This window comes from Micromonospora sp. NPDC049374, assembly GCF_040677165.1.
Lineage (GTDB): Bacteria > Actinomycetota > Actinomycetes > Mycobacteriales > Micromonosporaceae > Micromonospora.
Map to the genome: position 1 here is coordinate 1 of NZ_JBFAQH010000023.1, position 25,078 is coordinate 25,078.

Annotated in this window: 17 protein-coding genes; 9 read left to right on the forward strand and 8 right to left on the reverse strand. The window is 70.7% G+C overall.

Features of this window, described 5'->3' with window-relative positions:
* The first annotated feature begins 285 nt into the window (after positions 1 to 285).
* The gene (locus AB0J93_RS27505; protein ID WP_363925216.1) at positions 286 to 1,959 is read left to right on the forward strand and encodes a right-handed parallel beta-helix repeat-containing protein; all 1,674 of its coding nucleotides are present in this window, start codon (positions 286 to 288) and stop codon (positions 1,957 to 1,959) included.
* Positions 1,960 to 1,966: 7 nt separating this feature from the next.
* On the opposite strand, the gene AB0J93_RS27510 is transcribed toward AB0J93_RS27505, so the two are convergent.
* Positions 1,967 to 2,155, reverse strand: coding sequence for a hypothetical protein (locus AB0J93_RS27510; protein ID WP_363925269.1), 189 nt, complete (start codon positions 2,153 to 2,155; stop codon positions 1,967 to 1,969).
* 19 nt (positions 2,156 to 2,174) lie between these two features.
* Here AB0J93_RS27510 and AB0J93_RS27515 point away from each other — a divergent pair, with 19 nt between their 5' ends.
* The 5 genes from AB0J93_RS27515 to pulA all read left to right on the forward strand — a co-directional run bounded on the left by AB0J93_RS27515 (position 2,175) and on the right by pulA (position 10,772).
* Entirely contained in the window at positions 2,175 to 2,867 is a 693-nt protein-coding gene (locus AB0J93_RS27515) for a hypothetical protein (protein ID WP_363925217.1), read from the forward strand.
* A gap of 37 nt (positions 2,868 to 2,904) precedes the next feature.
* A complete protein-coding gene (locus AB0J93_RS27520; RefSeq protein ID WP_363925218.1) occupies positions 2,905 to 3,294 on the forward strand; it encodes a hypothetical protein in 390 nt (129 codons plus the stop codon).
* Between the two features lie 155 nt (positions 3,295 to 3,449).
* On the forward strand, positions 3,450 to 4,370 hold the full coding sequence (locus AB0J93_RS27525; protein ID WP_363925219.1) for a hypothetical protein: 921 nt from the start codon (positions 3,450 to 3,452) through the stop codon (positions 4,368 to 4,370).
* 79 nt (positions 4,371 to 4,449) lie between these two features.
* Positions 4,450 to 5,145, forward strand: coding sequence for a cellulose binding domain-containing protein (locus AB0J93_RS27530; protein ID WP_363925220.1), 696 nt, complete (start codon positions 4,450 to 4,452; stop codon positions 5,143 to 5,145).
* 134 nt (positions 5,146 to 5,279) lie between these two features.
* Positions 5,280 to 10,772: a pullulanase-type alpha-1,6-glucosidase gene (gene pulA / locus AB0J93_RS27535; protein WP_363925221.1), complete on the forward strand. Its 5,493-nt coding sequence runs from the start codon at positions 5,280 to 5,282 to the stop codon at positions 10,770 to 10,772.
* A gap of 89 nt (positions 10,773 to 10,861) precedes the next feature.
* Here pulA and AB0J93_RS27540 read toward each other — a convergent pair whose 3' ends face one another.
* From AB0J93_RS27540 to AB0J93_RS27550, 3 genes are all read right to left on the reverse strand, one after another.
* Entirely contained in the window at positions 10,862 to 12,523 is a 1,662-nt protein-coding gene (locus AB0J93_RS27540) for a hypothetical protein (protein ID WP_363925222.1), read from the reverse strand.
* A gap of 352 nt (positions 12,524 to 12,875) precedes the next feature.
* Entirely contained in the window at positions 12,876 to 14,612 is a 1,737-nt protein-coding gene (locus AB0J93_RS27545) for a right-handed parallel beta-helix repeat-containing protein (protein ID WP_363925223.1), read from the reverse strand.
* 368 nt (positions 14,613 to 14,980) lie between these two features.
* Positions 14,981 to 16,468, reverse strand: a complete 1,488-nt coding sequence (locus tag AB0J93_RS27550; protein ID WP_363925224.1) for an aminopeptidase P family protein — start codon at positions 16,466 to 16,468, stop codon at positions 14,981 to 14,983.
* A 133-nt stretch (positions 16,469 to 16,601) separates the two neighbouring features.
* Between AB0J93_RS27550 and asnB the strand changes: the two genes are divergently transcribed.
* Complete coding sequence (gene asnB, locus AB0J93_RS27555) at positions 16,602 to 18,563, forward strand: asparagine synthase (glutamine-hydrolyzing) (RefSeq protein WP_363925225.1); 1,962 nt, start codon at positions 16,602 to 16,604, stop codon at positions 18,561 to 18,563.
* A gap of 63 nt (positions 18,564 to 18,626) precedes the next feature.
* Here asnB and AB0J93_RS27560 read toward each other — a convergent pair whose 3' ends face one another.
* Positions 18,627 to 19,742, reverse strand: a complete 1,116-nt coding sequence (locus tag AB0J93_RS27560) for a lytic polysaccharide monooxygenase (protein ID WP_363925226.1) — start codon at positions 19,740 to 19,742, stop codon at positions 18,627 to 18,629.
* 399 nt (positions 19,743 to 20,141) lie between these two features.
* Between AB0J93_RS27560 and AB0J93_RS27565 the strand changes: the two genes are divergently transcribed.
* Complete coding sequence (locus AB0J93_RS27565; protein ID WP_363925227.1) at positions 20,142 to 21,077, forward strand: PfkB family carbohydrate kinase; 936 nt, start codon at positions 20,142 to 20,144, stop codon at positions 21,075 to 21,077.
* Between the two features lie 68 nt (positions 21,078 to 21,145).
* On the opposite strand, the gene AB0J93_RS27570 is transcribed toward AB0J93_RS27565, so the two are convergent.
* A complete protein-coding gene (locus AB0J93_RS27570) occupies positions 21,146 to 21,982 on the reverse strand; it encodes an MBL fold metallo-hydrolase (RefSeq protein ID WP_363925228.1) in 837 nt (278 codons plus the stop codon).
* Positions 21,979 to 22,383 (reverse strand): hotdog domain-containing protein, encoded by a 405-nt coding sequence (locus AB0J93_RS27575; RefSeq protein WP_363925229.1) that lies wholly within the window; start codon positions 22,381 to 22,383, stop codon positions 21,979 to 21,981. The genes AB0J93_RS27570 and AB0J93_RS27575 overlap by 4 nt, the downstream gene beginning before the upstream one ends.
* A gap of 124 nt (positions 22,384 to 22,507) precedes the next feature.
* Between AB0J93_RS27575 and AB0J93_RS27580 the strand changes: the two genes are divergently transcribed.
* Positions 22,508 to 23,590 (forward strand): phosphatase PAP2 family protein, encoded by a 1,083-nt coding sequence (locus AB0J93_RS27580; protein ID WP_363925230.1) that lies wholly within the window; start codon positions 22,508 to 22,510, stop codon positions 23,588 to 23,590.
* A 142-nt stretch (positions 23,591 to 23,732) separates the two neighbouring features.
* Here the strand turns inward: AB0J93_RS27580 and AB0J93_RS27585 are convergent, their stop codons facing one another.
* Positions 23,733 to 25,025, reverse strand: coding sequence for a PH domain-containing protein (locus tag AB0J93_RS27585; RefSeq protein ID WP_363925266.1), 1,293 nt, complete (start codon positions 25,023 to 25,025; stop codon positions 23,733 to 23,735).
* Between the last annotated feature and the right edge of the window lie 53 nt (positions 25,026 to 25,078).

A 25,078-nucleotide genomic window follows, 5' to 3' on the forward strand; every position in this document is an offset into this window, starting at 1 on the left:
TTCGGCGTTGTCCGGGGGTGTAACGCCCGGGGGCCGGGGGTCATTCCGGCCGGGCCGGGGGCGGCGCTGGGAGGCGCTCGCGGTTACGCCATGTATAACCAACCGACCGGGCCCGCGATTCCGCCGGGGGCGTGGCCCCGGTCACCACAAACCACCTGATAGCGGACATGTGGTATCAGGCCGCCATCGGCTCCCGCCCGCGTGACCCCGCAGGTGGGGCGTTTTCGGGCGGGGTGACGGGGAAAGCGGCGGCGGTCAGGAGGTCATGACCGAGGGGAGAGGTCCGTGCGGCAGCAGGACCGGTCCGTCGCCATCCGGGAGCGTCTGTCGCCGGTCGCCGGGGCGCCGCTGTGGTGCGACGCGCTTGACTTCGGACTTCGGGGCGATGGGGTCACCAACGACCAACCTGCGCTGTCTGCCCTGGTCGACCGCCTGGGTGAGGGGTACGCAGCCGACAGCCGGGCGCGGGTCATCTACTGCCCGCCGGGGATCTACTCGATCCGGGACGCGGGCACGGTCTGGCGCAGCGGGGTGTCACTGATCGGTGCGGGGCCCGGAGCCACCCGGTTCGTGCTGAGCAACGAAGGTAACCGTGCCGACCCGACACCACTGGCCTTCTGGACGACCGTGCAGCACGGCGCCGACCGGGACCGGCACATCGCCGACTGCACCTTCGCCGACTTCGAGATCGACGGCTCGGGCGTGGCCATGGCCGAGTACAGCTATCTGGCCAAAGGGCTCGGTCTCCAGTACGTCGTGCGGGGTGTTTTCCGCAATCTCTACATCCACCACACCGGTGCCACCGGACTCGGCTGCGACTTTCTCCAGGACAGCCTGATCGACGGCGTGGTGGTGGTCGGCTGCGGACGCCTGGACAACGGTGAGGAGATGGGTGGCGCGGGCATCGGCATCGGCATCGGCGGCTGGGGTCCGGTGGAGCGCTGCACCATCAGCAACTGCACCACGCTCGGCAACGGCACCAACGGGATCTTCCTGGAGTTGCAGAAGCCGTACTGGACGCCGCCGCGCGGATACCGCATCATCGGCTGCCACAGCCAGGCCAACCGGTTCGGCATCTCGGACTGGGGTGCCGACGGCCTGATCGTCTCCGCCTGCACGATCACCGGAAACCTGGAAGCCGGCTTCGACGTCTCCGCCAACGGCACGGCGGGCATCGCCGGCCGAGGCGGCATCCTCACTGACTGCGTGATCGACCGCAACGTTCGCGACGGGATCAGCATGGGCAACACCCCCGGGCCTTACACGATCCGGGGCAACCGGATCAGCGGCAACGGATGGTACGGGTACCACCAGCACAGTCTGGGCAACGGCTATGAGGGCCCGGCGTCGGACGTGGTGATCGACAGCAACGAGTTCTGGGACAACGGTCTGGACGGGATCCGGGTGGACCGGCCGATGGTGGACGCGACTGTGACGAACAACCGGATCCGGAGCAACGGGCGGCAATGCGCCCCGGCGGCCACCGGCTCCGGCGAGTCGGTGCGGTACGGCCGGCGTGCCGTGTCGGACCGGTCGGCGGTGTGGACACCCGACGGGCATCGCGGAAAGCTGCTCCGGGTGGGCTCCCGACTGGCACTGGTGGTCGGCAACACCGAGATGGAGCTGGATCTGGCCGATCTGCGCCCCGATGCGGCGATCGCCTGGAACGAGGACGTGCCACCACCCGGCACGCGCTACGAGTTGCCGGCGGCGGCACCGGTACGAGCCGGATTCACGGTGAACGCCCATTTCGAGTCGGCGATGGTGCGCGGCAACCGGATCTGGGACAACCGCGACGACCCGACGCAGAGTTACGGGATGTGGATCAGTGATCGGGGCACGTGCGTCTCCTGCCGGGTCGAGGACAACGACCTCGCCGGCAACGTCGAGGGAGCGCTGCGGCTGGACAGCCAACCGGTCGGCGGCCGTTGGGACCGCAACCACGTCGAAGTGGACTGAGGACGACTCAGCCGGCCTCGTCGGCCGGGGAGGTCGAGGTGGCCTCCGCGTGCCGGTCGCGCAGCCGGGCCCGGATCTCCTCCGGGGTGTACGCGCGCCGCCGCCGTTCCGCCCGGGCGATCACCACGCCGGAGGCCGCGACACCGGCCAGACCGGCCAACCCGAGGACCTTCCACCACCGCATCCGTCGCCGCATCCGCTTAGGGTAGTCCCCTATGAGCATCAGCCTGGACGAGGCGGTGGAGCTGACCCGTACCGGCGATCTGTGGGTCTTCCGCGGTCGCAGCGTGCCCGACCGGGCCATCCAGTTGACCACCAACAGCCCGGTCAACCATGTGGGCATGGCGGTGGTGCTGGACGACATGCCACCGCTGATGTGGCACGCCGAGCTTGGTCGGTCGCTGCCGGACCTGTGGACCGGCACCCACCAACGCGGTGTGCAGCTGCACGACCTGCGGGATGCGGTCTGCATCTGGGCCAACCGGTACGGTCAGCGTGGCTGGCTGCGCCAGCTCGAGCCGCCGGCTGACGCGGAGATGGAGCGGTCGGTGCTGCGCACCATCGCCCGGCTGGACGGCACACCGTTTCCGTCCACCGCCCAACTGGCCTGGCGATGGCTGCGCGGGCGGGTACCGTCGCCGAGGTTGCCGCTGCCGGCGTCCCGGCGGCGCGTCCCGGCCGTTGGCCCGCAGCCAGATCCGCCTGCCGGAGCGGCACGGGACCTGGACCTGGAGACCGCGTACTGCGCGGAGGTCGTCGCGGTCACCTACGAGGCGATGGGTCTGCTGCCGGTCGGACGCCGACCGAACTGGTACGACCCCGGCCGGTTCTGGAGCGGGGACGACCTGGGCCTGCACGGGGGTGCCCGGCTGGGCAGTGAGATCGAGGTGCGGATTCCACCGCGTTGAGGTTTCGCCGCGGCGCGCCCCGGCAATTGCTTGCGGCGTGACTGCTTCCACCGATCTCGACCTGCTTACCGACTTCTTCGACCGGTACGGCGTGGCGTTGACCGTCGGCGACCTACCGGCGATCGCCAGCTGTTACGCCTTGCCCGGGCTGGTGGTTGCCGACACCTACAGCTTCTCGTTCAACTCCCCGGCCGCCGTCGCGCTGTCCTTCGTGGGTGCCGCGCCGGACTACACCGAGCGTGAGCTGGTCGCGGCGCACGCCGACATCGAGCAGGTGCAGCAGGTTTCCGCCCTGCTCGTGGAGGTGGCGGTGCGCTGGGAGTTCCTGGACAGCCAGGGCCGGCAGGTGCCCGGCGAACGGTACCGCTACCTGCTGCGTAGCGCCGAGGAGGGGCCGGCCATCTGCACTGTCGTGCGGACGGGCTGAGCCACCGGTACGACCTTGGCCGCCGACCGGCCAGGTGCGCTGGGTCGACGCGTCCGGTGCGTCGGCCGGGTCGGGCGGCTTCGGCACCTGCCCGTTTCGCGCCCCGGCCCGGCGTGACTAGGCTGGCCCGTCGGCGACGACGAGTGGGGACCTCAATGTCAGTGCGGCCGTCCGGTGATGCCAACGACGATGCCACCGGTGACCAGTACGGCGACGGCAACCGTGCCGGCGCCGGTGACCGGAACGACAATGTCCCCGGTGACCGGATCGATGAGGCCGCCGGTGACCGGAACAGCGGTGCCGCCGGTGACCAGAGTGGTGATTCCACCGGTGACCGGAACGGTGACGCCACCGGTGGGATGGTCGGTGGGCACGCCCTGTCCAGGATGATCGCCTCCGCGCCCTGGGTGGTGGTGCTGGTCGGCGTCGCGGTGCTGGCGGTGCTGCTGGTGGTCGCACTGTTGTCGTTCCGCGGTCCCGAACGTCCGTCGGCATGGACGCCGGGCCCCCCGATGAGTCTGCCGACAGCCGCCGGGGAGAGCCCGGAGGCAGCGCCTACGGCAGGCTCGACCACCTCTACCGACCCCTCCGCCTCGGCAACCGCGACGGCTTCGGTCAGCCCGACCGGCTCACCCACGCCGTCCGGGTCGCCGGCAGCGCCGAACGATCCATCGCGTACCGGAACGCCCGCGCGGCCGGACGCCAGCCAGTCACCGAGCGCGTCCGCCCCGGCGGCGCCGGCCGACCGGGATGGGGCGATCACCGCCAGCTACCGGGTGCTGGACAGCGGCGACGCGGATCACTTCGAGGCCCAGTTGGTGGTCAGCAACGGCACCAGCCGGTCGGACGACTGGCAGGTGGAGTTGCGTTTCAGTGGCGGAGTCACCGGGATCCGGGCCTCCAGCGGCCCCGGGGTCTCGGTGACCATCAGAGGTAGTGGCTGGTATCTGCTCAGCGGAACCGGTCAGCTCGCCGCCGAGGCCCAGCAGTCGGTGCAACTGCGGTTCACGCGTACCGGGGGCGGGGAGTATCCGACACAGTGCACGGTCAACGGCACCGGCTGCGGGATCGGTTAGGACAGTTGGTGATTCGTCGGGCACTTTCCGGCGCGGCTGAAGATCGTTACGCTTGCCGGGCTGCCCGCTGAGGAGAGACATGTCCGGTACGCGTCGCGCTCCCCGTCAGTTTCCGCCGCACGGCTCCACCGCCGTGGCCTCCTCGCCGTGGATCCTGGTGTCGATCGGGGTCGTCATCATGGTGGTGCTGCTCGTCATCGCGGTCGGTGCGTACCGGGGGCCCGGGCCGGACTTTCAGCCGGTGCCGCCGGGACCGCCACCGGTTGCCGCGGCGCCGATACCCGAGCGTGCCTCGTCGGCGGGTCGTGAGGTGCCGGCACCGCCGTCGCAGGCGGTGCCGGGGCTGTCCCCGCGCCGGACCGACCCGCCGAGCCCGACCCCCAGCGCGTCGCCCACGACGTCGCCGCCGCCGGCCGCGCCGCCATCGGTCGCACCGTCCCGTACGCCGGCACCACCGCCCGCGCCGATCGACGCGCGCTACCAGGTCTTGCACACGTTTCAGGGCGGCTTCATCGCCGAGGTGTCGATCCGCAACACCTCCCGTCGCGGTGTGGGTTGGGTGGCGCGGGTGGACTACCCGGGCGGGCGGGTGGTGACCGCCTGGCTGGAGGGAGTTCCACAGGGGACGTTCGACGGTGCGGGTGGGACGCTCACCTACCGCAGCGGGCCGGACCTGGCCGGCGGATCGTCGGTGTACCTGCGCTTCCACATTGAGTCGGCCGATTCCCGCCCCGCGAGTTGCAGCGTTTCCGGACGCTCCTGCCGCAGCCGTTAGCGGCCAACGAGGTGCGGGTGGCGACCCGTCTTGCGCAAGTGTCTGCCTTGTTGCGGGGATGTTTGCAAGGTATTGCAGAATCTTTCGGCAAGGGCTAGCGTGCGGGCCAATCAGCGACCAGAGGAAGGCCGTCGATGAAACCCCCGCCGACACCACGCACATTCCTGCTCGCCCTTGTCTTCCTGCTCACCGTCACCCTGGTCGGCACCCCCGTCGCGGTGACCCCCGCCGCCGCGGCCGGCCGGTCGGCCGGCACCGGGGCGCCGAGCGCCACCGGCGCCGTCACCTGGCACACCGAACCCTCCGCCGCGGCCCTGCTCGCCGCCGGCCGCAGCCAGGTGGAGGCCGAGCAGTTCTACTTCGTGTTACCGGACCGGTTCGCCAACGGAGACCCGCGCAACGACCGGGGCGGCCTCACCGGGGACCGGCTGCGCACCGGGTACGACCCTACGGACAAGGGGTTCTACCAGGGCGGTGACCTCAAGGGACTTACCGAGCGACTCGACTACATCGAAGGGCTTGGCACCACCGCCATCTGGCTCGCCCCGGTCTTCAAGAACCGGCCGGTGCAGGGCGAAGGCGACGACGTGTCGGCCGGCTACCACGGCTACTGGATCACCGACTTCACCCAGGTCGACCCCCACTTCGGCAGCCCCGCCGACCTGAAGAAGCTGGTCCAGCTCGCCCACCGGCGTGGCATCAAGGTCTACCTCGACGTCATCGTCAACCACACCGCCGACGTCATCAGCTACGAAGAGGACACGTACACCTACGTCGACAAGGCGACCGCGCCCTACCGCGACGCGCAGGGTCGGCCGTTCGAGGATCGCAACTACGCCGACGGCAGCCGGGACTTTCCGAAGGTCGACGGTGGCTCCTTCCCGTACACCCCGACCTTCGAGACCCGGGCCGACGCGAAGGTCAAGGTCCCGGCCTGGTTGAACGATCCCACCATGTACCACAACCGTGGTGACTCGACATTCGTCGGGGAGAACAGCGAGTACGGCGACTTCTTCGGCCTCGACGACCTGTGGACCGAGCGGCCCGAGGTGGTCCGCGGCATGACGAAGATCTACGCCGACTGGGTGCGGTCCACCGGAGTCGACGGATTCCGGCTGGACACGGTGAAGCACGTCAACATGGACTTCTGGCCGCAGTTCAGCCAGGGCGTGCAGCAGGCGGCGGCCCGCGCCGGCAAGAAGGACTTCTTCATGTTCGGCGAGGTGTACAGCGCGGACCCGGAGATCACCTCCAGCTACGTACGGCAGGGCGGCCTGCCCGCCACGCTGGACTTCGGCTTCCAGGAGGCGGCGCGCGGCTACACCGCGAACGACGGATCAGCCAAGGCCTTGGCCGACCTCTACGCCCGCGACGACCTCTACGCCGCCCGGGACACCCACGCCGGCCGGCTGACCACCTTCCTCGGCAACCACGACATGGGCCGGATCGGCTCGTTCATCGCCAACGGATCCACCGACCCGGCCACCCACCTGCGCCGGGACCAACTCGCCCACGAGCTGATGTTCCTCACCCGCGGCCAGCCGGTGATCTACTCCGGCGACGAGCAGGGCTTCACCGGGGCCGGCGGCGACAAGGACGCCCGACAGCCGATGTTCGCCTCGCGTACCGCGGACTACCTCGACGACGACCTGCTCGGCACCGACCGCACCCACGCGGTCGACCAGTTCGACCGGACACACCCGCTCTACCGCACCATCGCCGAACTGGGCCGATTGCGGCAGGCTCATCCGGCCCTGCGCGACGGTGTGCAGGTCACCCGGCACGCCGCCGACGGGCCCGGCGTTTTCGCCTTCTCCCGGTTCGACCCGGACAACCGCACCGAGTACCTGGTGGCGGTCAACAACGCCACCACCGCGCAGACTGTCACCGTGGACACCTGGTCGGCCGGCGCCACCTTCACCGGCATTCACGGCGCCACCACCCGACCGGTGGCAGCCGGCGACGGCAAGCTGACCCTGACCGTGCCGCCACTGTCGGCGGTGGTGCACCGGGCCGGTAAGGCGGTCGCGCTGCCCGACGCCAAGCCGGGCATCACCATCACCGCCCCCGACGGGTCGCCGGCCACCCGAGCCGAGGTGACCGCCCAGGTCACCGGCGACCCGCTGGCCCGGGTGACGATGGCGGCTCGGGTGGCCGGCGGGAAGTGGACGCTGCTCGGCTCCGCCCACCGCGCGCCGTACACCGTGCACCACGACCTGACCGGTCTGGCCGCCGGGACGAAGGTCGAGTACAAGGCGGTGGTCCGCGACGGTCGGGGCCGTACCGCGTCCGCCCGCTCCACCGCCGCCGTCGGTACCCCGGAAGAGTCCGGCTCGTCGCGGGACTGGCTGGTGGTCCACCACCAGCGCCCCGACGGCGACTACGACGACTGGGGGCTGTACGCCTGGGGTGACATCGACCCGGAGTACGCCACCGAGTGGCCGCAGGGGCAGCCGTTCGCGGGCACCGACGCGTACGGACGGTTTGCCTGGGTGAAACTCAAGCCCGGAGCGAAGACCGTTGGTTTCCTGGTGGTCGACGCCGACGGCAACAAGGACGTCGACAACGACCGGACCGTCGACGTGACGCAGACCGGCGAGGTCTGGGTCAAGCAGGGCGACCCGGCGACGTACCTGACCCGGGAGGAGGCCGCGGGCGAACCCGCCCCGCCGGTCGAGGAGGGTACGGCGGTCATCCACTACCACCGGCCCGACGGCGACTACGACGGCTGGGGCCTGCACCTGTGGGACGGCGCGGCCACCCCAACCGACTGGGCGAAGCCGATGCCGCCGACCCGCGTCGACTCCTTCGGTGCCGAGTTCCGGGTGCCGCTTGCCGAGGGCGCGACCGGCCTCAGCTACATCATCCACCGTGGCGACGAGAAGGATCTGCCGCAGGACCAGCGGCTCGACTTCGCCGACGCCGGCCGGGAGGTCTGGTTGCTCGCCGCCACACCGGGCCGGCTGCTGCCGGCGACGGCCACCGGCACCGGCAGGGACACCGACATCGGCAAGCAGCGGGCGCACTGGATCGACCGGTCCACCGTGGCCTGGCGCACCGGCCCCACCGACGGTCGGGCGTACGCCCTGGTGACCGCGCCGGCCGGCGGGGTACGCGTGGTCGACGGCGAACTGGTCGGGACGTACACCTCGCTGCCATTGACCGCGCAGCGCAACGGGCTCACCGAGGCCCAGCGCGCGGCCTTCCCGCACCTGTGGGACCACCGCGCGTTCACCCTCAACCGGCGGGACCTGGCCAAGGTGCCGGCCGCGCTGCGCGGGCAGCTGCTGGTGACCGAGCGGGCCGCCGACGGCACCCTGCTCGGTGCCACCGGCGTGCAGATCCCGGGTGTGCTGGACGACGTGTACGCGCCGGCCACCTCCGTCCGACTCGGTGCCACGTTCACCGGTGGCGTACCGACCCTGTCGGTCTGGGCGCCGACCGCCCGGACGGTGTCGCTGGAGCTGTACGACTCGCCGACGGCCACCGCGCGACCGGTGGCGATGCGCCGCGACGACCGCACCGGCGTGTGGTCGGTACGCGGGCAGCGGTCCTGGAGCGGCAAGTACTACCGCTACCGGGTGCAGGCGTGGCAGCCGGCGACGCAGCAACTGGTCACCGCGTCGGTCACCGACCCGTACTCGGTGGCGCTGGCGGCGGACTCCACGCACAGCCAGATCGTCGACCTGACCGACCCGAAGCTCGCTCCGGCCGGTTGGGCGCGGCTGCGCAAGCCGGCCGCGGTGCCCCCGGCCAAGGTGCAGATCTCCGAGCTGTCGGTGCGGGACTTCTCCATCGCCGACGACACCGTGCCGGCGCAGCGACGGGGCACCTTCCTCGCCTTCACCGACCCGGCCACCGCCGGCATGCGGCACCTGAAGTCGATAAGCGACGCCGGGGTGACCCACCTGCACCTGTTGCCGGCGTTCGACTTCGCCACCATCCCCGAGCGCCGGGCCGACCAGCGGCAGCCGGACTGTGACCTGGCGGCCCTGCCGCCGGACTCGGAGCGGCAGCAGGACTGCGTGGCCGCGGTGAAGGAGACCGACGGCTACAACTGGGGGTACGACCCGCTGCACTACACCGTCCCCGAGGGTGGGTACGCGGTCGACCCGGAGGGTGCCCGGTGCACCACCGAGTTCCGGCAGATGGTGGCCGGGGTCAACGACGCGGGCCTGCGGGTGGTCATGGACGTGGTCTACAACCACACCTCGGCCGCCGGCACCGACCCGAAGTCGGTGCTGGACCAGATCGTGCCCGGCTACTACCACCGGCTGCTCGACGACGGCACCGTGGCCACCTCAACCTGCTGCGCGAACAGCGCACCCGAGCACGCCATGATGGGCAAGCTGGTGGTCGACTCGCTTGTCACCTGGGCGAAGGCGTACAAGGTCGACGGTTTCCGGTTCGACCTGATGGGTCACCACCCGAAGGCGAACATCCTGGCCGTACGCAAGGCGCTGGACAAGCTGACGGTGGCCCGCGACGGCGTGGACGGAAAGAACGTCCTGCTCTACGGCGAGGGCTGGAACTTCGGCGAGGTGGCCGACGACGCCCGCTTCGTGCAGGCCACGCAGGCCAACATGGCCGGCACCGGGATCGGCACGTTCAACGACCGGCTGCGCGACGCGGTACGCGGCGGCGGCCCGTTCGACGAGAACCCGCGCCAGCAGGGCTTCGCCTCCGGGCTCTTCACCGACCCCAACGGCGACCCGATCAACGGGTCGGCCGACGAGCAGCGGGCGCGGCTGCTGCTCCAGCACGACCTGATCAAGGTGGGGCTGACCGGCAACCTGCGCGGCTACCGGTTCGTCGACTCGTCGGGGCGGGCGGTCACCGGGGCAGACGTGGACTACAACGGCTCACCGGCCGGCTACACCGACGCGCCGGGGGAGGCGGTCACCTACGTCGACGCGCACGACAACGAGATCCTGTACGACGCGCTGGCCTACAAGCTGCCGCAGGCCACCGCCGCCACCGACCGGTCCCGGATGCAGGTGCTGGCCCTGAGCACCGTGGTGATGAGCCAGGGGGCCGGGTTCGTCACCACCGGCACCGAGCGGCTGCGGTCCAAGTCGCTGGACCGCAACTCGTACAACTCGGGGGACTGGTTCAACCAGATCCGCTGGGACTGCGCCCAGGGCAACGGCTTCGGCATCGGGCTACCGCCGGCCGAGGACAACCGGGACAAGTGGCCGTACGCGAAGCCGCTGCTGGGAGATCCGAAGCTGGTGCCGGACTGCGCGGCGGTCGAGCTGACCGACGCCCGGTACGCCGAACTGCTGCGGATCCGGGCCTCGTCGCCGGTCTTCGGGCTGCCCACCGCGAAGCAGGTGCAGCAGCGGGTCGCCTTCCCGCTCTCCGGTGCGGACGAGACCCCGGGGGTGCTCACCATGACCCTCGACGCCCGTGGGCTCGGTGGGGCGTGGAAGTCGGTGACGGTGGTCTTCAACGCCACTCCGAAGACCGCCACCCAGCGGGTGACCGGGTTGCGTGGGGCCGACGTGGCGCTGCACCCGGTGCTGCGTTCCTCGGCCGACCCGGTGCTGCGTACGGCCGCCTTCGACAGGCCCAGCGGCACGTTCACCGTGCCGGCGCGCAGCGTGGCGGTGTTCGTCCAGCGGTAGGTGCGCGCGAACCGGCCCCCTCCCGCGGCTGCGGAAGGGGGCCGGTCTGCGTTGCCCACGGGTGCGGCCGGTGGCCGCCCGTCAGGCGATCAGCCGAAGCAGTTCGGGACCGGTGTGAAGGTGCCCTCGCAGTTGGTCGGCTTGTTGGCCGTGATGGCCGACTTGTCGTCCACCTCGACATCGGTGCCGAGGCTGAACACACCACCCGGACGGTTGGTGGAGAAGTTGTACGCCACCTTGGTCTTCTCGAGGTCGATCTCGCCCCCGATGGTGAAGATGCCGCCGCCGGCGGCGAACGGACCGACGGCCCGGTTGCCGTTGATGGTGCTGTTGCGGAAGGTGGCCTGGCCGAGGAAGTTGAACACCCCGCCGCCGAAGAAGCCGGCCTTGTTCTCGTCGATCTTGCTGTCGTGAACGTTGGCGATGGCGTCGAAGGCCAGTGCGATGCCGCCGCCCACACCGACCGTGGTGTTCTTGACGACCTCGACGTGCTTCAGTTCGACAGTGCTGTCGTCACCCGCCACGGCCAGCCCACCACCGGCGAGGACGGCAGTGTTGTTGGCGATCTTCGACTGCTGGACGGTGGTGTTGCCCTCGATGTCGAGCAGGCCACCGCCGAAGCCGAGGACCTCGTTGCTGACGATCTCGCTCTTCTCGACCCAGACGGTGCCACCATCGATGTCCTCGCGGAAGATGAACGCCGCGCCGTTGGCGATGCCGCCACCACCGATGATCGCGTCGTTGTTCTTCACCGTCGAGGCGGCCACCCGCAGGACGCCGGCGTTGAAGATGCCACCGCCGTAGAAGAAGGCCGTGTTGTCGGCGACCGTGGTGTGGTAGAGGCTGGCCTTGCCGAAGTTGGCCAGACCGCCGCCGACGCCACCGGCCTGGTTGGCCAGGATGTGGGTCTTCTCGAACTCGGCGGTGCCGCCCGGCTGCACGAGCACGCCCGCGCCGTCGCTCGGCTCCGGCTGTGCCAGCACCGACGCCTCACCCTTGGCCTGCGCGGCCTTGAGCGCGGCACCCTTCGGCTTGGCCTGCAACAGCGGCAGGTACGGCTTGCCCGCCTGCGCCGCCTTTGTCGCCTCGACCGAGTTGGAGAACCGTGACCATACCGCCTCCGGCGTGTCCCCGTTGGCCGGCACCTCGACGGTCTGGCCCCCCTTGATCGTCAGGCCCTTGACGGTCAAGTGTCCGCCTCGGCCGACGTTGAGGATCCGGAACTGTTCGGCCGTGGCGTCCCGAACGATCTTGGTGTCGTGGCCCTTGAGCACCACGTGCTCCTCGATCACAGGCAGGCCGTTGCCGAGGCTGTCGGAGCGGGTCAGCTTGTAGGTGCACCCCTTGGCCAACTCCAGTACGCCGCCGTGGTTCTCGTTGGCGAAAATGATCGACTGGATCAGCTTGTCGGTGTCGCAGGGCACCTCCTTCCCGTGGTCCTTTCTCTCGCCGTCCTTCTTCTGGTCGTACCGGGCGCGCTCGTCGGCGGCGTTGTCGGCCCGGTCCTCCTTCTTGCCCTTGTGTCCCTCGGGCGCGACCGCGTTCTGGTCGCCGTCCCTGCTGACCTGCTGGGCGGTGGACCAGCGCAGACCATCGGTACCAACCGCCCCGGCACCGGTGGCGACGCCTACGGCGGCAATGCTGACCACGCCGGTGAGCCCGGCGACGCCACTGGCGAGCCAGAGCTTGCGACGCCGCTTGGGCGTCGCCTCCGACTCGCTGGCGTTGTTCTTAGCTACGTAGTTGGACATCGGAGCTCTCTGCCCTCTCGTCGTACCAGACAGGGTCGTCACGCACAGGCGAGCGTCCCCTGCTACAAATCGGTTGTAGCTCCCAGAACCACCGTATGAGAAGGTTCCTCGCCTCAGGGCCTTATCCGAAATAACCCCACATTAGGTACGTCGGCGGCCAGCGACGCCCAGCCCCATGTTGATCGGCACGCCGGGGTGGCTTCCGCCCGGATCCGCTCTGACCTGCTCGGACGGCACTTGATGGGGGAGAAGCGGGAAGAAGGTGGGGCTCCTCCGTGGCGCCGAGCGGCACGGAGGAGCCCCTCTATGTGGTGGTGCTGTCCTGTTGCCTGTCGCTCGCCTCGGCGAAGGTTCAGCCGAAGCAGCGTTCGGGGATGACCGGGCTGCCGACGCAGTTGGTCGGCCGGTTACCGGTGACCGCGGACTTGTCGTCGATCTCCACCTGGTTATTGTCGGTGTAGATGCCGCCGGGCTGGTTGGTGGCCACGTTGTCGGCGACCTTGGTCCGGATCAGCGTGGTGACGCCGTCCTGGTTGGCGATGCCGCCCGCGAAGCCACCCGTACCCGACGCCTGGTTGGCCCAGAGTTCGGAATCCCGGAGGGTCACCGAAGCGCCGTCGTTGAACAGGCCGCCGGCGGCTCCGTTGGCGGCCACGTTCTCCTTGAGAGCGCTGTGGGCGATGACCGCGGTGGAGTCTTCGGCGATCCCGACACCGCCGGCGTCGTCGCTCGCGAAGTTGCGGGCGACCACCGTGTGTTCCAGGCTCAACCGGCTGTCGCCGAGGGCGACCAGGCCGCCGCCGTCGAGGCTGCTGGTGTTGTCGGCGAGCTCGCTCTGGACGGCGGTGGTGTCGCCGCCGTTGAGGAAGACGCCGCCACCGAGCACACCGGTCCGGTTGTGGCTGATCGTGCTCTTCCAGATCCAGACGGTGCCACCCGTGCCGGCGAAGCCGTTGGGCGTGGAACCGTTGGCGATGCCACCGCCCCCGGCACCCGAGTTGTTGTACACGATCTTCGACTCCTCCACCCGCAAACTGCCCGTGCTGAACACGCCGCCGCCGAAGCTGCCGGCATTGTTCTGTTCCACGGTGCTGTAGCGGATCGTGGTGGTGCCGTAGTTCGCGATGCCACCGCCGTTGCGGGTCGCCTGGTTCTGCACGATCCGGCTGTGCTCCAGGTCTGCGGTGCCGCCCCGCTGCACCAGAATTCCACCCCCGTCGACGCCGTCGGCGGCGATGCTCGGCGGAGCAACGTCCGCTCCGGCGGCCCCGGTCTTGGCCGCCGGCGACGGCTTCGCCGCCGGTGCCGCTTTGGCCCCGGCCGCTTTGGCCCCGGCAACCTTGGCTCCGGCTGCCTTGGCCGCGTCGGCCGTGGGCTTCGCCGCGGCTGCCTTGGCCTTGGCTCCGGCCGCCGGGGCGGCCCCGGCGGGCTTCACGGTGCCGACTTCCAGTCCCTTGACCGGCGCCGCGATCGTCATGCCCGGAGCGGTCTGGCCGCCCTTGACCGTCACGCCCTTCAGGGTCAGGTGACCACCTCGACCGACGTTCAGGATGCGGAACCGCTCGACGTTCGCGGCCCGAACGATCTTGCTGTCGTCGCCCTTCAAGGTGATCGGCTTGGTGATCACCGGAAGCCCGTTGCCTTCGTCGCTGCGGGTCAACTCGTACGTGCAGTGCCGGGCCAGGGCGAGTACGGCGCCGTGGTTCTGGTTGGCGTGCACGATGGCCTGGATCAGCTTGTCGGTGTCACAGGGCACCTCGTGGGCCCCGTCCTTGTCGCCAGCGCCGCCGTCCTTTCGGCCGGCGTGGTCGCCGGCCGAATCTTCCATGGCGCCGCCGTTCTCGGTCGCGTCGGCCTTCCCGGCGTCACTGACGTTCTGCCGGGCGTTGGACTGCGCGTCCGTCCTGCTCGACGGGCCGGAGCCGTCGTCGCGGGCGGCCACCCCGCCCAGGGCGGCCAGACCGACGACGCCGGTCAGACCGGCGACGCCCGCTGTCAGCCATAGTTTTCGTCGTCGAAGTCCCGGCGGTGCCGGGGGTGGTGGTGCCGGGGGCGGCCCACCGTAGGAAGTGGTCACGTCATCAGACATCAGAGCCTTCCGCCCTTTCCTGCTACCAGACTGGTCCGCACCGAGCGAATGGGTGCGAGCAGCTACAAATGGGTTGCAGCCTCTGATGACCACCGTATGAGAATGTTCCTCGCGAGAAGGATGAACCCGAAATAACTCCACATCGGCACCTGATCGGGCATCACCGGGCCAACACGCAAGATCTGGTTGAAAGCGGTTGACCAGGACAAACGCTTGATCCGCAGGACAGACGAGGGCGGACCCCGCGCCATGGAGCGATGGTCTGGTCGCTCCGGCGGGGGCCCGCCCTCCTGAAGCCGGTTTCCACAGCTCCGGGGAACTTGGGAAACGCGGCCTACGCGTGCCGCCCGATCAGTCGGGCGCTCCGGTCAGCCAGGCAGCCGTGGCCCGGCTTCGCGCTGCTCGGCCAGCCAGATTTCCACCTCGTCGGCCCGGCGCGGCAGACCCGCCGACAGGTTCACCGCGCCGGCGGTGGTGACCAGCACGTCGTCCTCGATCCGGATGCCGATGCCGCGCAGCTCCTCCGGCACCAGCTCGTCCTCCGGCTGGAAGTACAGCCCCGGCTCGACGGTGAGCACGTACCCCTCGCCCAGGGTGCCGTCGCGGTACATCTCCTTGCGGGCGTTCGAGCAGTCGTGCACGTCGATGCCGAGCATGTGCCCGAAGCCGTGCAACGTCCAGCGGCGGTAGACCATCGAGTTCTCGTCCATCGCCTCGTCCACGCTCACCGGCAGCAGCCCCAGGTCGGCCAGCCCCTCGGCGAGCACCCGCATACAGGTCAGGTGGACGTCCTTGAAGGTCACGCCCGGTTTGATGAAGTCGATGCCGGCCTGCTGCGAGGCGTACACGACGTCGTAGACCTGGCGCTGCAACGGGGTGAACCGCCCGTCGACCGGCAGCACCCGCGTCACGTCCGCCGTGTAGAGGTTGCGGCCCTCCACGCCCATGTCCATCAGCAGCAGCTCACCCGGTCGGGTGACGCCGTGGTTGTGCACCCAGTGCAGGATCGTGGCGTGCTCGCCGGCGCCGACGATGGAGCCGTAGCCGACGTCGTTGCCGTCGTGCCGGGCCCGCAGCGCGAAGATGCCCTCCAATAGCCGCTCGGAGACACCCCGGTCGGCCGGCAGCGCCCGGGCCACGTCCTCGAAGCCGCGTACGGTGGCGTCGATTGCCTCCTGGAGCTGGGCGATCTCCCACTCGTCCTTGACCAGCTTCAGCTCCGCCACGGCGATCGCCAGCTCACGGTCGCGGGCCGGCTGCCCCTCCTCACGCGGGCCGTCCCAGGGCCGCACCGCGGTGTCCACCCGGGCGTCGAAGCCGCGCAGCACCCGGGTACGCGCAGGTGCCAGCTCCGCCAGCGCCGCGTCCAGCTCGGTCAGGTCGGCGGTGGGCAGGCCCAGCTCGGTCGACTTCTCGGTCAGGGTGTGTCGCCGGCCCACCCACAGCTCGCCGTGACGGCTGCGGAAGAACTCGTCGTTCTCGCGCGAGGAGCGGGGCCGCATGTACAGCGTGGCGTCGTGACCGGAGCCGGTCGGCCGCAGCACCAGCACGCTGTCCGGGTCATGGTCCCCGGTCAGGTAGGCGAAGTCGCTACCCGGCCGGAACCGGTACTCGGTGTCGTTGGCGCGTACCTTCTCGCCGCCGGTGGGAATCACCAACGTCTCACCCGGGAAGGCCGCCGAGAGGGCGGCCCGGCGCTTGGCGTAGTTGGGTACCTCCGGCCGTGGGCCGACCGGCAGGGTGGTGTCCCGCCAGCCCTGCCGCATGAACGACAGGAACGCCTGTGGGAAATCCGGGTCGTGTGACTCGGTGCCGTCGGTCGACTCGCCGTCGGTGCGTTCCTGTTCCTCGGTCATGCCCCGCTCCCTTCGCCTCATTGCTGGTCCGACGGTACCGCGAACCCGGTCGCGGGCCGAGCCGCCGGTGGCCGTCGCGGTGAGCCCGGCAGTGCCGCGACGGCCGATCAGCACGCGTGGAAAGATGACGGACATGTGCGGACTCCTGGCTTTCTTCAGTGCGCGCGGCGATGCCGCCGCCCACCGCGACAACATCGCTGGGGCGTTGGAATGCCTGCACCACCGCGGCCCGGACGAGACCGGGGTCGAGGTGGTCGGCGACGCCTCCGGCCGGTACGCGGACGGGGTCTTCGCCCACAAGCGGTTGGCGATCATCGACGTCGCGCTCAGCCATGAGCCGCTGCCCTACGCCGACGGGCGTTACCTGCTGACCTTCAACGGCGAGATCTACAACTACATCGAGCTGCGCGAGGAACTGATCCGCGACTTCGGTGCCCGGTTCGCCACCAACGGCGACGGGGAGGTCATCGTCGCCGGTTACCACTACTGGGGTGAGCAGGTGCTCACCCGACTGCGGGGCATGTTCGCCTTCGTCATCTGGGACCGGCAGGAGCGTCGCGCGTTCGGTGCCCGCGACTACTACGGCATCAAGCCGCTGCACTACCTGGAGACCGCCGATGGGCTCTACCTCGCCTCGGAGAAGAAGGCCCTGCTGCCGTTCGCCCAGTCGGCGTACGCCGGGGACGCCGGGGTGGATCCGGCCAACCTCAGCCACTACCTGACCCTGCAGTACGTGCCGGAGCCCGGCACCCTGCACCGGGGGATCAGCCGGATCGGCTCGGGGGAGTACCTCACCTGGACCCCGGGCGGCCGGATCGACGTGCGGCGCTGGTACCGGCCGGTGTTCCGGCCCGCTCCGGTCTCCGACGAGCAGAAGCTCTACCAGGAGATCCGCGAGACGCTGCGCGAGAGCGTACGCATGCACATGCGCTCCGACGTGCCGGTCGGCTCGTTCCTGTCCAGCGGGATCGACTCCACCGCGGTGGTCGCCCTGGCGCGCGAGTTCAACCCGAACATCCTCACCTTCACCGTCGGCTACGACGTGCCGGGCTACTCCGAGATCGACGTCGCCCAGGACTCGGCCCGTCATCTCGACGTGACCACCATCCCGACCAAGATCGGTCCGCAGGACATGATCGAGGCGCTGCCGAAGATCGTGTGGCACCTGGACGACCCAGTCGCCGACCCGGCGCTGGTGCCGCTCTACTTCGTCGCGAAGAAGGCCGCCGAGCACGTCACCGTGGTGCTCTCCGGCGAGGGCGCCGACGAGTTCTTCGGCGGGTACACGATCTACCGGGAGCCGCTCTCGCTGAGCAGCGTCAACGGGCTGCCCGACGGGGTGCAGAAGGGCCTGCGGGCGGTCTCCAAGGCGATTCCGCAAGGGGTGAAGGGCAAGAGCTTCCTGGAGCGTGGCACCACGCCGATCGAGGAGCGCTACTACGGCAACGCCCGGATGTTCACCGAGGAGGAGAAGCAGCACCTGCTGCGCCGCTACGACCCGTCGGTGCGCTACACCGACGTGACCGCGCCGATCTACGCCGAGTGCACCGAGCTGGACGACGTCACCAAGATGCAGTACGTCGACCTCTACACCTGGCTGCGCGGCGACATCCTGGTCAAGGCGGACCGGATCTCCATGGCGCACTCGCTTGAGGTGCGGGTGCCCTTCCTGGACCGGGCGGTGTTCGAGGTGGCGGCGAAGATCCCGGTCGAGCTGAAGCTGCCGCCGCGCTCGGACGCCACCAAGTACGCCATGCGCCAGGCATTGCAGGGTGTGGTGCCGCCGGCCATCGTCAACCGCAAGAAGCTGGGCTTCCCGACTCCGACCCGGGTCTGGCTGCGCGGCGAGATGTACGAGTGGGCCCGGCACGTGCTCTCCACCTCCGGCGCCGGCGACCTGCTCGACCTGTCGTACGCGCTGCGCCTGCTGGAGGAGCACAAGCGGGAGGAGTTCGACCACTCCCGCAAGGTGTGGACCGTGCTGATCTTCTGCATCTGGCACGCGATCTTCGTGGCGAAGACCCTCGACCCGGGCATCCAACGCAACCAGTCGGCCCTGCTGACCAAGCCCGTCGTCGGCTCCATGGTGCGCTGACCGACAGACACGCGGACAAGCGGAAGGGGGCCCCAGCTGGGGCCCCCTTCGTGGTGCTGGTGGTTAGCTGCTGGCGCAGGTCGCCGTCGGCGTCGCGCCGCTGCCGCTGGCGAGGAAGCCGAAGCTCGTAGTGCCGTTGGCCGCGACGGAGCCGTTGTACGACACGTTGCGGGCCGTCACCGACGATCCGGACGTGGTCTGGGTCGCGTTCCACACCTGGCTGATCTGCTGGCCGCCGGGCCAGCTCCAGTTCGCGGTCCACCCGCTCAATGCCGAGCTGCCGGTGTTCCTGATCTCGACCTCACCCTGGAACCCACCGGACCAGCTGCTGGTCACCTTGACGGTGGCCGTGCAGCCACCCGGACCCGGCGGTGGGGTGGTCGGGTTCGGCGGCGGGGTGGTGGGGTTCGGCGGCGGGGTGGTCGGGTTCGGCGGCGGCGTGGTGGGGTTCGGCGGCGGCGTGGTCTGGTTGCCGCCGATGCCGGTCACCTCACCGTTGCCGCCGTCGAAGACGACGTCGGAGCAGCCGAAGAAGTTCTCCTGGCTGTCCGAGCGGACCCACCGGGAGTAGATGATGTGCCGGCCACTCTTGTTCGACGGCAGGTTGCCGGTGAAGTAGTAGTGGCCGTCGTTGGTGCCGACCGCGCCGCGCTGCGGCGGGTTGGTCACCGTCAGGAACGGCTGGGCCTCCAGGTCGCTCCAGGCCAGCGCCCGGGTCGGGCTCCAGCTGTCGCGGGTCACGTAGAAGTAGAACGTGCCCGGGTGGTGGGCCCAGTTGCTGTACTTGAACTCGATCGACCGGCCGGCGGTCAGGTGCGTCAGCGGCCAGTCGTTGCGGGCCAGGTCGTAGCCACGGAAGCCGGTGGCCCCGCCGCTGCACAGCTGGCCGTCCGGGATGAAGCCGGTGGTCCGACCGCCGGCGTCCGAACGCAGCACGCTGAACCAGTTGTAGAGCGAGTTCGTCCCGCTCTGCGCGACGGCGGCGGCGCAGGCCGGGTTGTTCGGCCTGATCTCACCGGTCTGGGTGAGGCCGTCGCGCCAGCAGAGGAAGGTACGGGCGCCCGGCGTCATCGCCGCGCCGTGCGCGGCGGCCGGGTTCGGGGTGGCGATCACGACGACCGCCCCCGCGAGAAGAGTGAAAGCCGCAGTGACGAGCGCGGCCAAACGTGGACGTTGCACGGGTTCTCCTGACTCGCGGGGCGCATTACGTGGGTGCGCCCCGCCGAACGCGCGGGGTGGCGGATTGATGCCGCCCCCGCTGTTGGGGCGGATGCGACTACGCGGCGAGCGTGCGGATGGGGACGGATGGCCCAGCCGGCACGCTGTCGCCAGCGGAGTGTCGACGCGTGAATGCCCTCGCGCGATGTGAAGCCCGGCGCCGGTGGACGCGCAGCCCCGCGCCACCCGGCATCATCATCCCACCACGCCGGGTCGCGGGATGCAATAGCCACCTCTCGATGTGTGAAACGGACCCGGTGCGCAGTGCCCAGGTCGCGCCAATACCGTGGCTTCCACGCCCCGGCACACACCCGCTGTGCCAGCCTGGGCATCACGTACGGCCAAGGGAAGGACCTGACGATGGGATACGCGGTGGTGCTCGGCGAGGCGCTCGTCGACCTGCTGGACACCGAGTGCGACGGTGCGCCGGTCTACCGGCAGGCGATCGGCGGTGGACCGCTGAACGTCGCCGTCGGGGTCGCCCGGCTCGGTGGCGCGGTGCAGTTCGTCGGGTCGCTCGGCGACGATGTGCTCGCCGACCGGATCCGTGACTTCCTCACCACCGAACAGGTGGGACTGGCCGGCGCGGTCACCGCCGCGGTACCGACCACGCTGGCGGTGGCCACCTTCTCCGGCGCAGAGCCGGACTTCCGCTTCTACGGCGAGCCGCCCTCGTACGCGCTGCTCGGTCCCGACGAACTCGACGTCGCGCTGGTCGAGGGCGCCGACGTGCTCTACTGCGGCTCGATCGTGCTGCTGGCACCGACGACGCTTGCCGCCGCCCGCCGGGCCTGGGCGGCGGCCCCGGGGCTGCGGGTGTTCGATCCGAACGTCCGTCCCCGGCTGCTGGCCGGCCCGCAGGCGCTGGCCGGGCTGCGCGAGGTGGTCGCCGAGTTCGCCGCCGGAGCGCACCTGGTCAAGCTCAGCGCCGCCGACGCGGAACTGCTCTATCCAGGTGAGCCGGTCGAGTCGGTAGCGGTCTACCTTCGCGAACTCGGCGCGGCCACGGTCGTGGTCACCCTCGGCGCCGCCGGCGCGGTGGTCGCCGCCGCAGATGCCGATCCGGTACGCGTACCCGCCCCGAAGGTCGACGCCATCGACGCCACCGGCGGAGGTGACTCGGTGATGGCCGCCCTCGTCGCCGACCTGCTGACCGACGGCGAGCCGGTCGGGCCGTCCGGCTGGCACGAGCGGGTCGGCTACGCCCTGCGCGTCGCCGGCCTGGTCTGCGAACGTCCCGGCGGCGCGGTCGCCATGCCCACCCGCGCCGAGGTGCGCCAGCGCTTCGGCGACTGACGGCCAGCGCCGGCTGGCCGGGGAATCCACCGACCGGCTGGCCGGCGGCGTCGATCGCGGGGACGAGGTCAGGCGGTGCCGTCGAGTTCGGCGTACCCACGCCGGGCGGCGCTCAGCGCGTGGCGGGCCGGGAACGGGGCGTCGGCGGCCACCCGCTCCGGCGGTGCGCCGCCGGTGTGTCCGGCCCGGATCAGCCAGGCCAGCTCCACCAGTTGGGCGTGCTGGGCCCGGACGAACTCCGCGTCGACCGGTTCGCCGTGCCCGGGCACGACCACCGTCGCCGGTGAGATCGACCGCGACAGCTCGGCCAGCGCGTCGGGCCACTGCAACGGGTACGAGTCCTCGAACGCCGGGGGACCGGCCTGCTCGACCAGATCACCGGCCACCAGCAGGTCGGCGTCGGGTACCTGCACGACGAGGTCGGCGTCGGTGTGACCCCGCCCCGGATGGCGCAGCACCACCGGTCGGCCACCGACATCGAGGACCGCCTCGGTGCGCACGGTGTGGGTGGGCGCCAGCAGCGCGGTGTCGGCCAGCTCGGCGGCGAGTTCCGGATGCCCGGGGTGCAACTCCGCGTACGCCTCCCGGCGCAGCCGGTCCGGCTCGTCGCGGATCGCCGCGGCGGCCAACTCGTGCGCCCAGACCGGGCGGGGCGGATCACCGGCGAGCGTGGCGTTACCGAAGCAGTGGTCGAAGTGGTGGTGGGTGTTCACAAGCGTCAGCGGGTCGGTGGTGACCGCGCGTACGGCGGCGGCCAGTTCGGCCGCCTGCCCGACGGTGGAGAGGGTGTCGACAAGCAGCGCCGCGCCGTCGCCAAGCACCAACGTGACGTTGACCGCGAGCACCGGCTCACGCAGCACGAGCACCCGGTCGGCGACCTCGACGAACCGACCCGTGGTCGTCATGCTGCCCCGCCGGCGCGTTGCATGAACCGGAGCCGGTCGACCAGGACCCGCTCCACGCGTCCCTCGGCGACGGTCTGCCCGCCTTCGGTGACGTCGACCTCGAACACCAGCCGACGCCTGTCGACCTCGGTCAGCCGGGCCTGCGCCGCGACCGTGCGACCTACCGGTGTCGCGGCCCGGTGCTCCAGCTCCACCCGGGTGCCCACGGTGGTCGAGCCGCTCGGCAGGTGGCGGGCGGTCGCGGCCACGGTCGCCGCCTCGGCCAGGGCGAGTACCCGTGGCGTACCGAGCACCGGAACGTCGCCGGAGCCGACCGCCTGGGCGGTGTCGGCGTCGGTGACGGTCAACTCGACCCGGGCGGTCAGACCCGGGGCCAGGGCTTGATCCGGTAGCTCCCGCATGGCCACAGCGTAGGTGCTCGGCGGAGCCCGGGCCACGCGGCCGGGCAGATGCGCCATGTCCGCCACGACGTCGCAGGTGCTCCTGCCGCCGGTCGGGCGCGGGTCGCCGCTAACCTTGTCCGCGATGTCTGCCGTGACCGACCCCCAGCCCCCAGCCTCGACCGAGCCGCCCACCCCGCGCGACGGCGGGCGCCGCCGCGTGATCGCGATGTCGGTCTGGGGCGTCGCCTTCGTGGTGGGCTGGCTCGTCATCGGCCTGCCCACCGACCCGGTGTACGCGTTCTTCTGGATCTGGGCCGGCACCATCGCCTGGTACTCCGCCCGTCCGTGGCGCAGCCACCTGCGCTTCGCCCGGGACTGGGTGCCGGTGGTCCTGCTGCTGGTGGCCTACAACCTGTCCCGTGGGTTCGCCTACCACGACGGGACCGTGCCGCACGCCTACGAGTTGATCCTGGCCGACCGGCTGATGTTCGGCTGGGCCATGGACGGTCAGGTGCCGACCGTCTGGTTGCAGCAGCACCTGTACCAGCCGGAGGTGCGCTGGTGGGACGTGCTGGTCAGCTGGGTGTACTTCTCCCACTTCGTGGCGGCGCTGGCCGCCGCGGCGGTGCTCTGGATGGTCGAGCGCAGCCGGTGGGCGGCGTTCATGCGTCGCTGGTTCTTCCTCTGCGCCACCGGCCTGATCACCTACTTCCTCTACCCGGCCGCGCCGCCGTGGTGGGCGGCGCAGAACGGGCTGATCGAGGAGGTCGCCCGGATCTCCACGCGGGGTTGGAAGGCGTTCGGCATGCACGGGGCGGGCAACCTGCTCAACGCCGGGCAGTTGGCCTCCAACCCGGTGGCCGCGATGCCGTCGCTGCACACCGCCTTCGCCCTGTTCGTGGTGCTGTTCTTCCTGCGTAACGTCCGGCGTCGCTGGTGGCCGCTGCTGCTGGCGTACCCGCTGGCGATGACCTTCACGCTGGTCTACAGCGGCGAGCACTACGTGATCGACGTGCTGGTCGGCTGGGCGTACGTCGGGATGACCTTCCTGGCGGTCGGATGGGCCGAACGCTGGTGGGCCCGCCGAAAGGCCCGTACCACCCCACCAACCCGCGCTACCCCACCAACCCGCGCCACCCCGACCAACCCCGCCACCCCACCGACCCCCGCCACCGACCCCGACCCCGCCACCCCACCGGCACCCCCCATCCCCTCCCCCCGCTGACCGCGCCCACGCCTCGCCCTTCCTCCCACGCCTCGCCGATCTTGCGGTTTCGGTCGCCGACACGACCCTTTTGTCGGGCTTGTCGAGACGAAAAGCGCAAGATCGCGGGGAGTGGGGTGGGGTGGGGGTGGGGGTGGGGTGGTCAGGCGGGGCGGCGGGCGGCCTGGCCGCGGGCGGTCAACTCCGCCGCCAACGCCCAGGCGTCGGCGAGGTCCCGGTCTGCCGCCGCCGCACCGGCCCCACCGGCGGTGTCGGCGTGTACGGTGGCCAGCCCGAGCAGCCGCTGCACCGGACCCTGCACCACCCGGACGCTCTGCAACCGGGCGTACGGCACGATCGTCAGCCGGCGGGTGAGTAGGCCGGAACGGACGACGAGCACCTGCTCGGTCAGGCCGGCACCGAGCACCTGGCGGCTCAGCGGGTTCACCCAGCGGGCCCGGGCCGGTGGCGGCCGCAGCGGCAACGACGACAACGCCACCCCGGGCAGCACCTCGGCAACGATCATCTCGCCCGTCGGCTGGTCACCGACGGGCAGCAGCCGGTCCGGCCGGTTGCGCTCGTCGGCCTCGCCGGCGGCGTAACCGGCCACCTCCAGCCGCAGCCGCAGCCAGCCCTTCATCCGCCAGAGCAACGGCCAGGTCACCCGTACGGTCTGCACCCGGTGCAACGGGACGGTCTGCGACCTGGTCTCCAGCAGGCCGTTGCGGATGCGCAGCCGGTCGTCGTCGCGGGCCAGCTGGAACCGCCAGTCGTCGAGGACCCGGCGGACGGGTTGCAGCAGGACACCGGCCATCGCGGTGAGCGTGCTCGCCACCGCGATGAAGGACCAGGACCCCTCGGACAGGAACTGCGTCGCCACGAAGGCCACCCCGAAGGGCAGCAGGAACGCCTGCGGGGTCAGCAGCTGACTGATCAGCAGGTCCCGGTTGTTCACCGCGTGCAGCGGCCGGCCGGCTGGCGGGGGTGGCTCGGCGCCCGCAGGCACCGGCTGCGCCGGGGTCGCCGGCACCGCGCCGGAGGGGTAACCGGCCAGGGCCAGTAGGCGCTGCCGCAGCGCTGCGGCCTCGGCCACACTGAGGTACGCCAGCGGTGCCTCGGTCTTGCCGCCGCCGACCACCTCCAATCGAAGCTCGGCCAGCCCGGTGAGCTGGGCGAGCAGCGGCCGGACCACCTCGACGGCCTGGAGCCGTTCCAGCGGAATCGCTCGGGTACGCCGCCAGAGCAGCCCCTCGTGAATGCGCAGTTCCCGGCCCACCACCTGGTAGCCGGTGTTGTACCAACTGACCACGGCCAGCACGCTCGCGCCGAGCGCGAGCACGATCACCATCGCGACGAACCAGCCGAACCCGACCCGGGACAGGGTCGACCAGGACAGCCCGGCGATGACCACGACCAGCGACTTGGCGCCGTGCAGCGCGGGACTCAACGGATGCAGCCGTTGCCGTGCCGACGGATCCTGCGGCGGCGGACCGGCCCACCCGGTGGGCG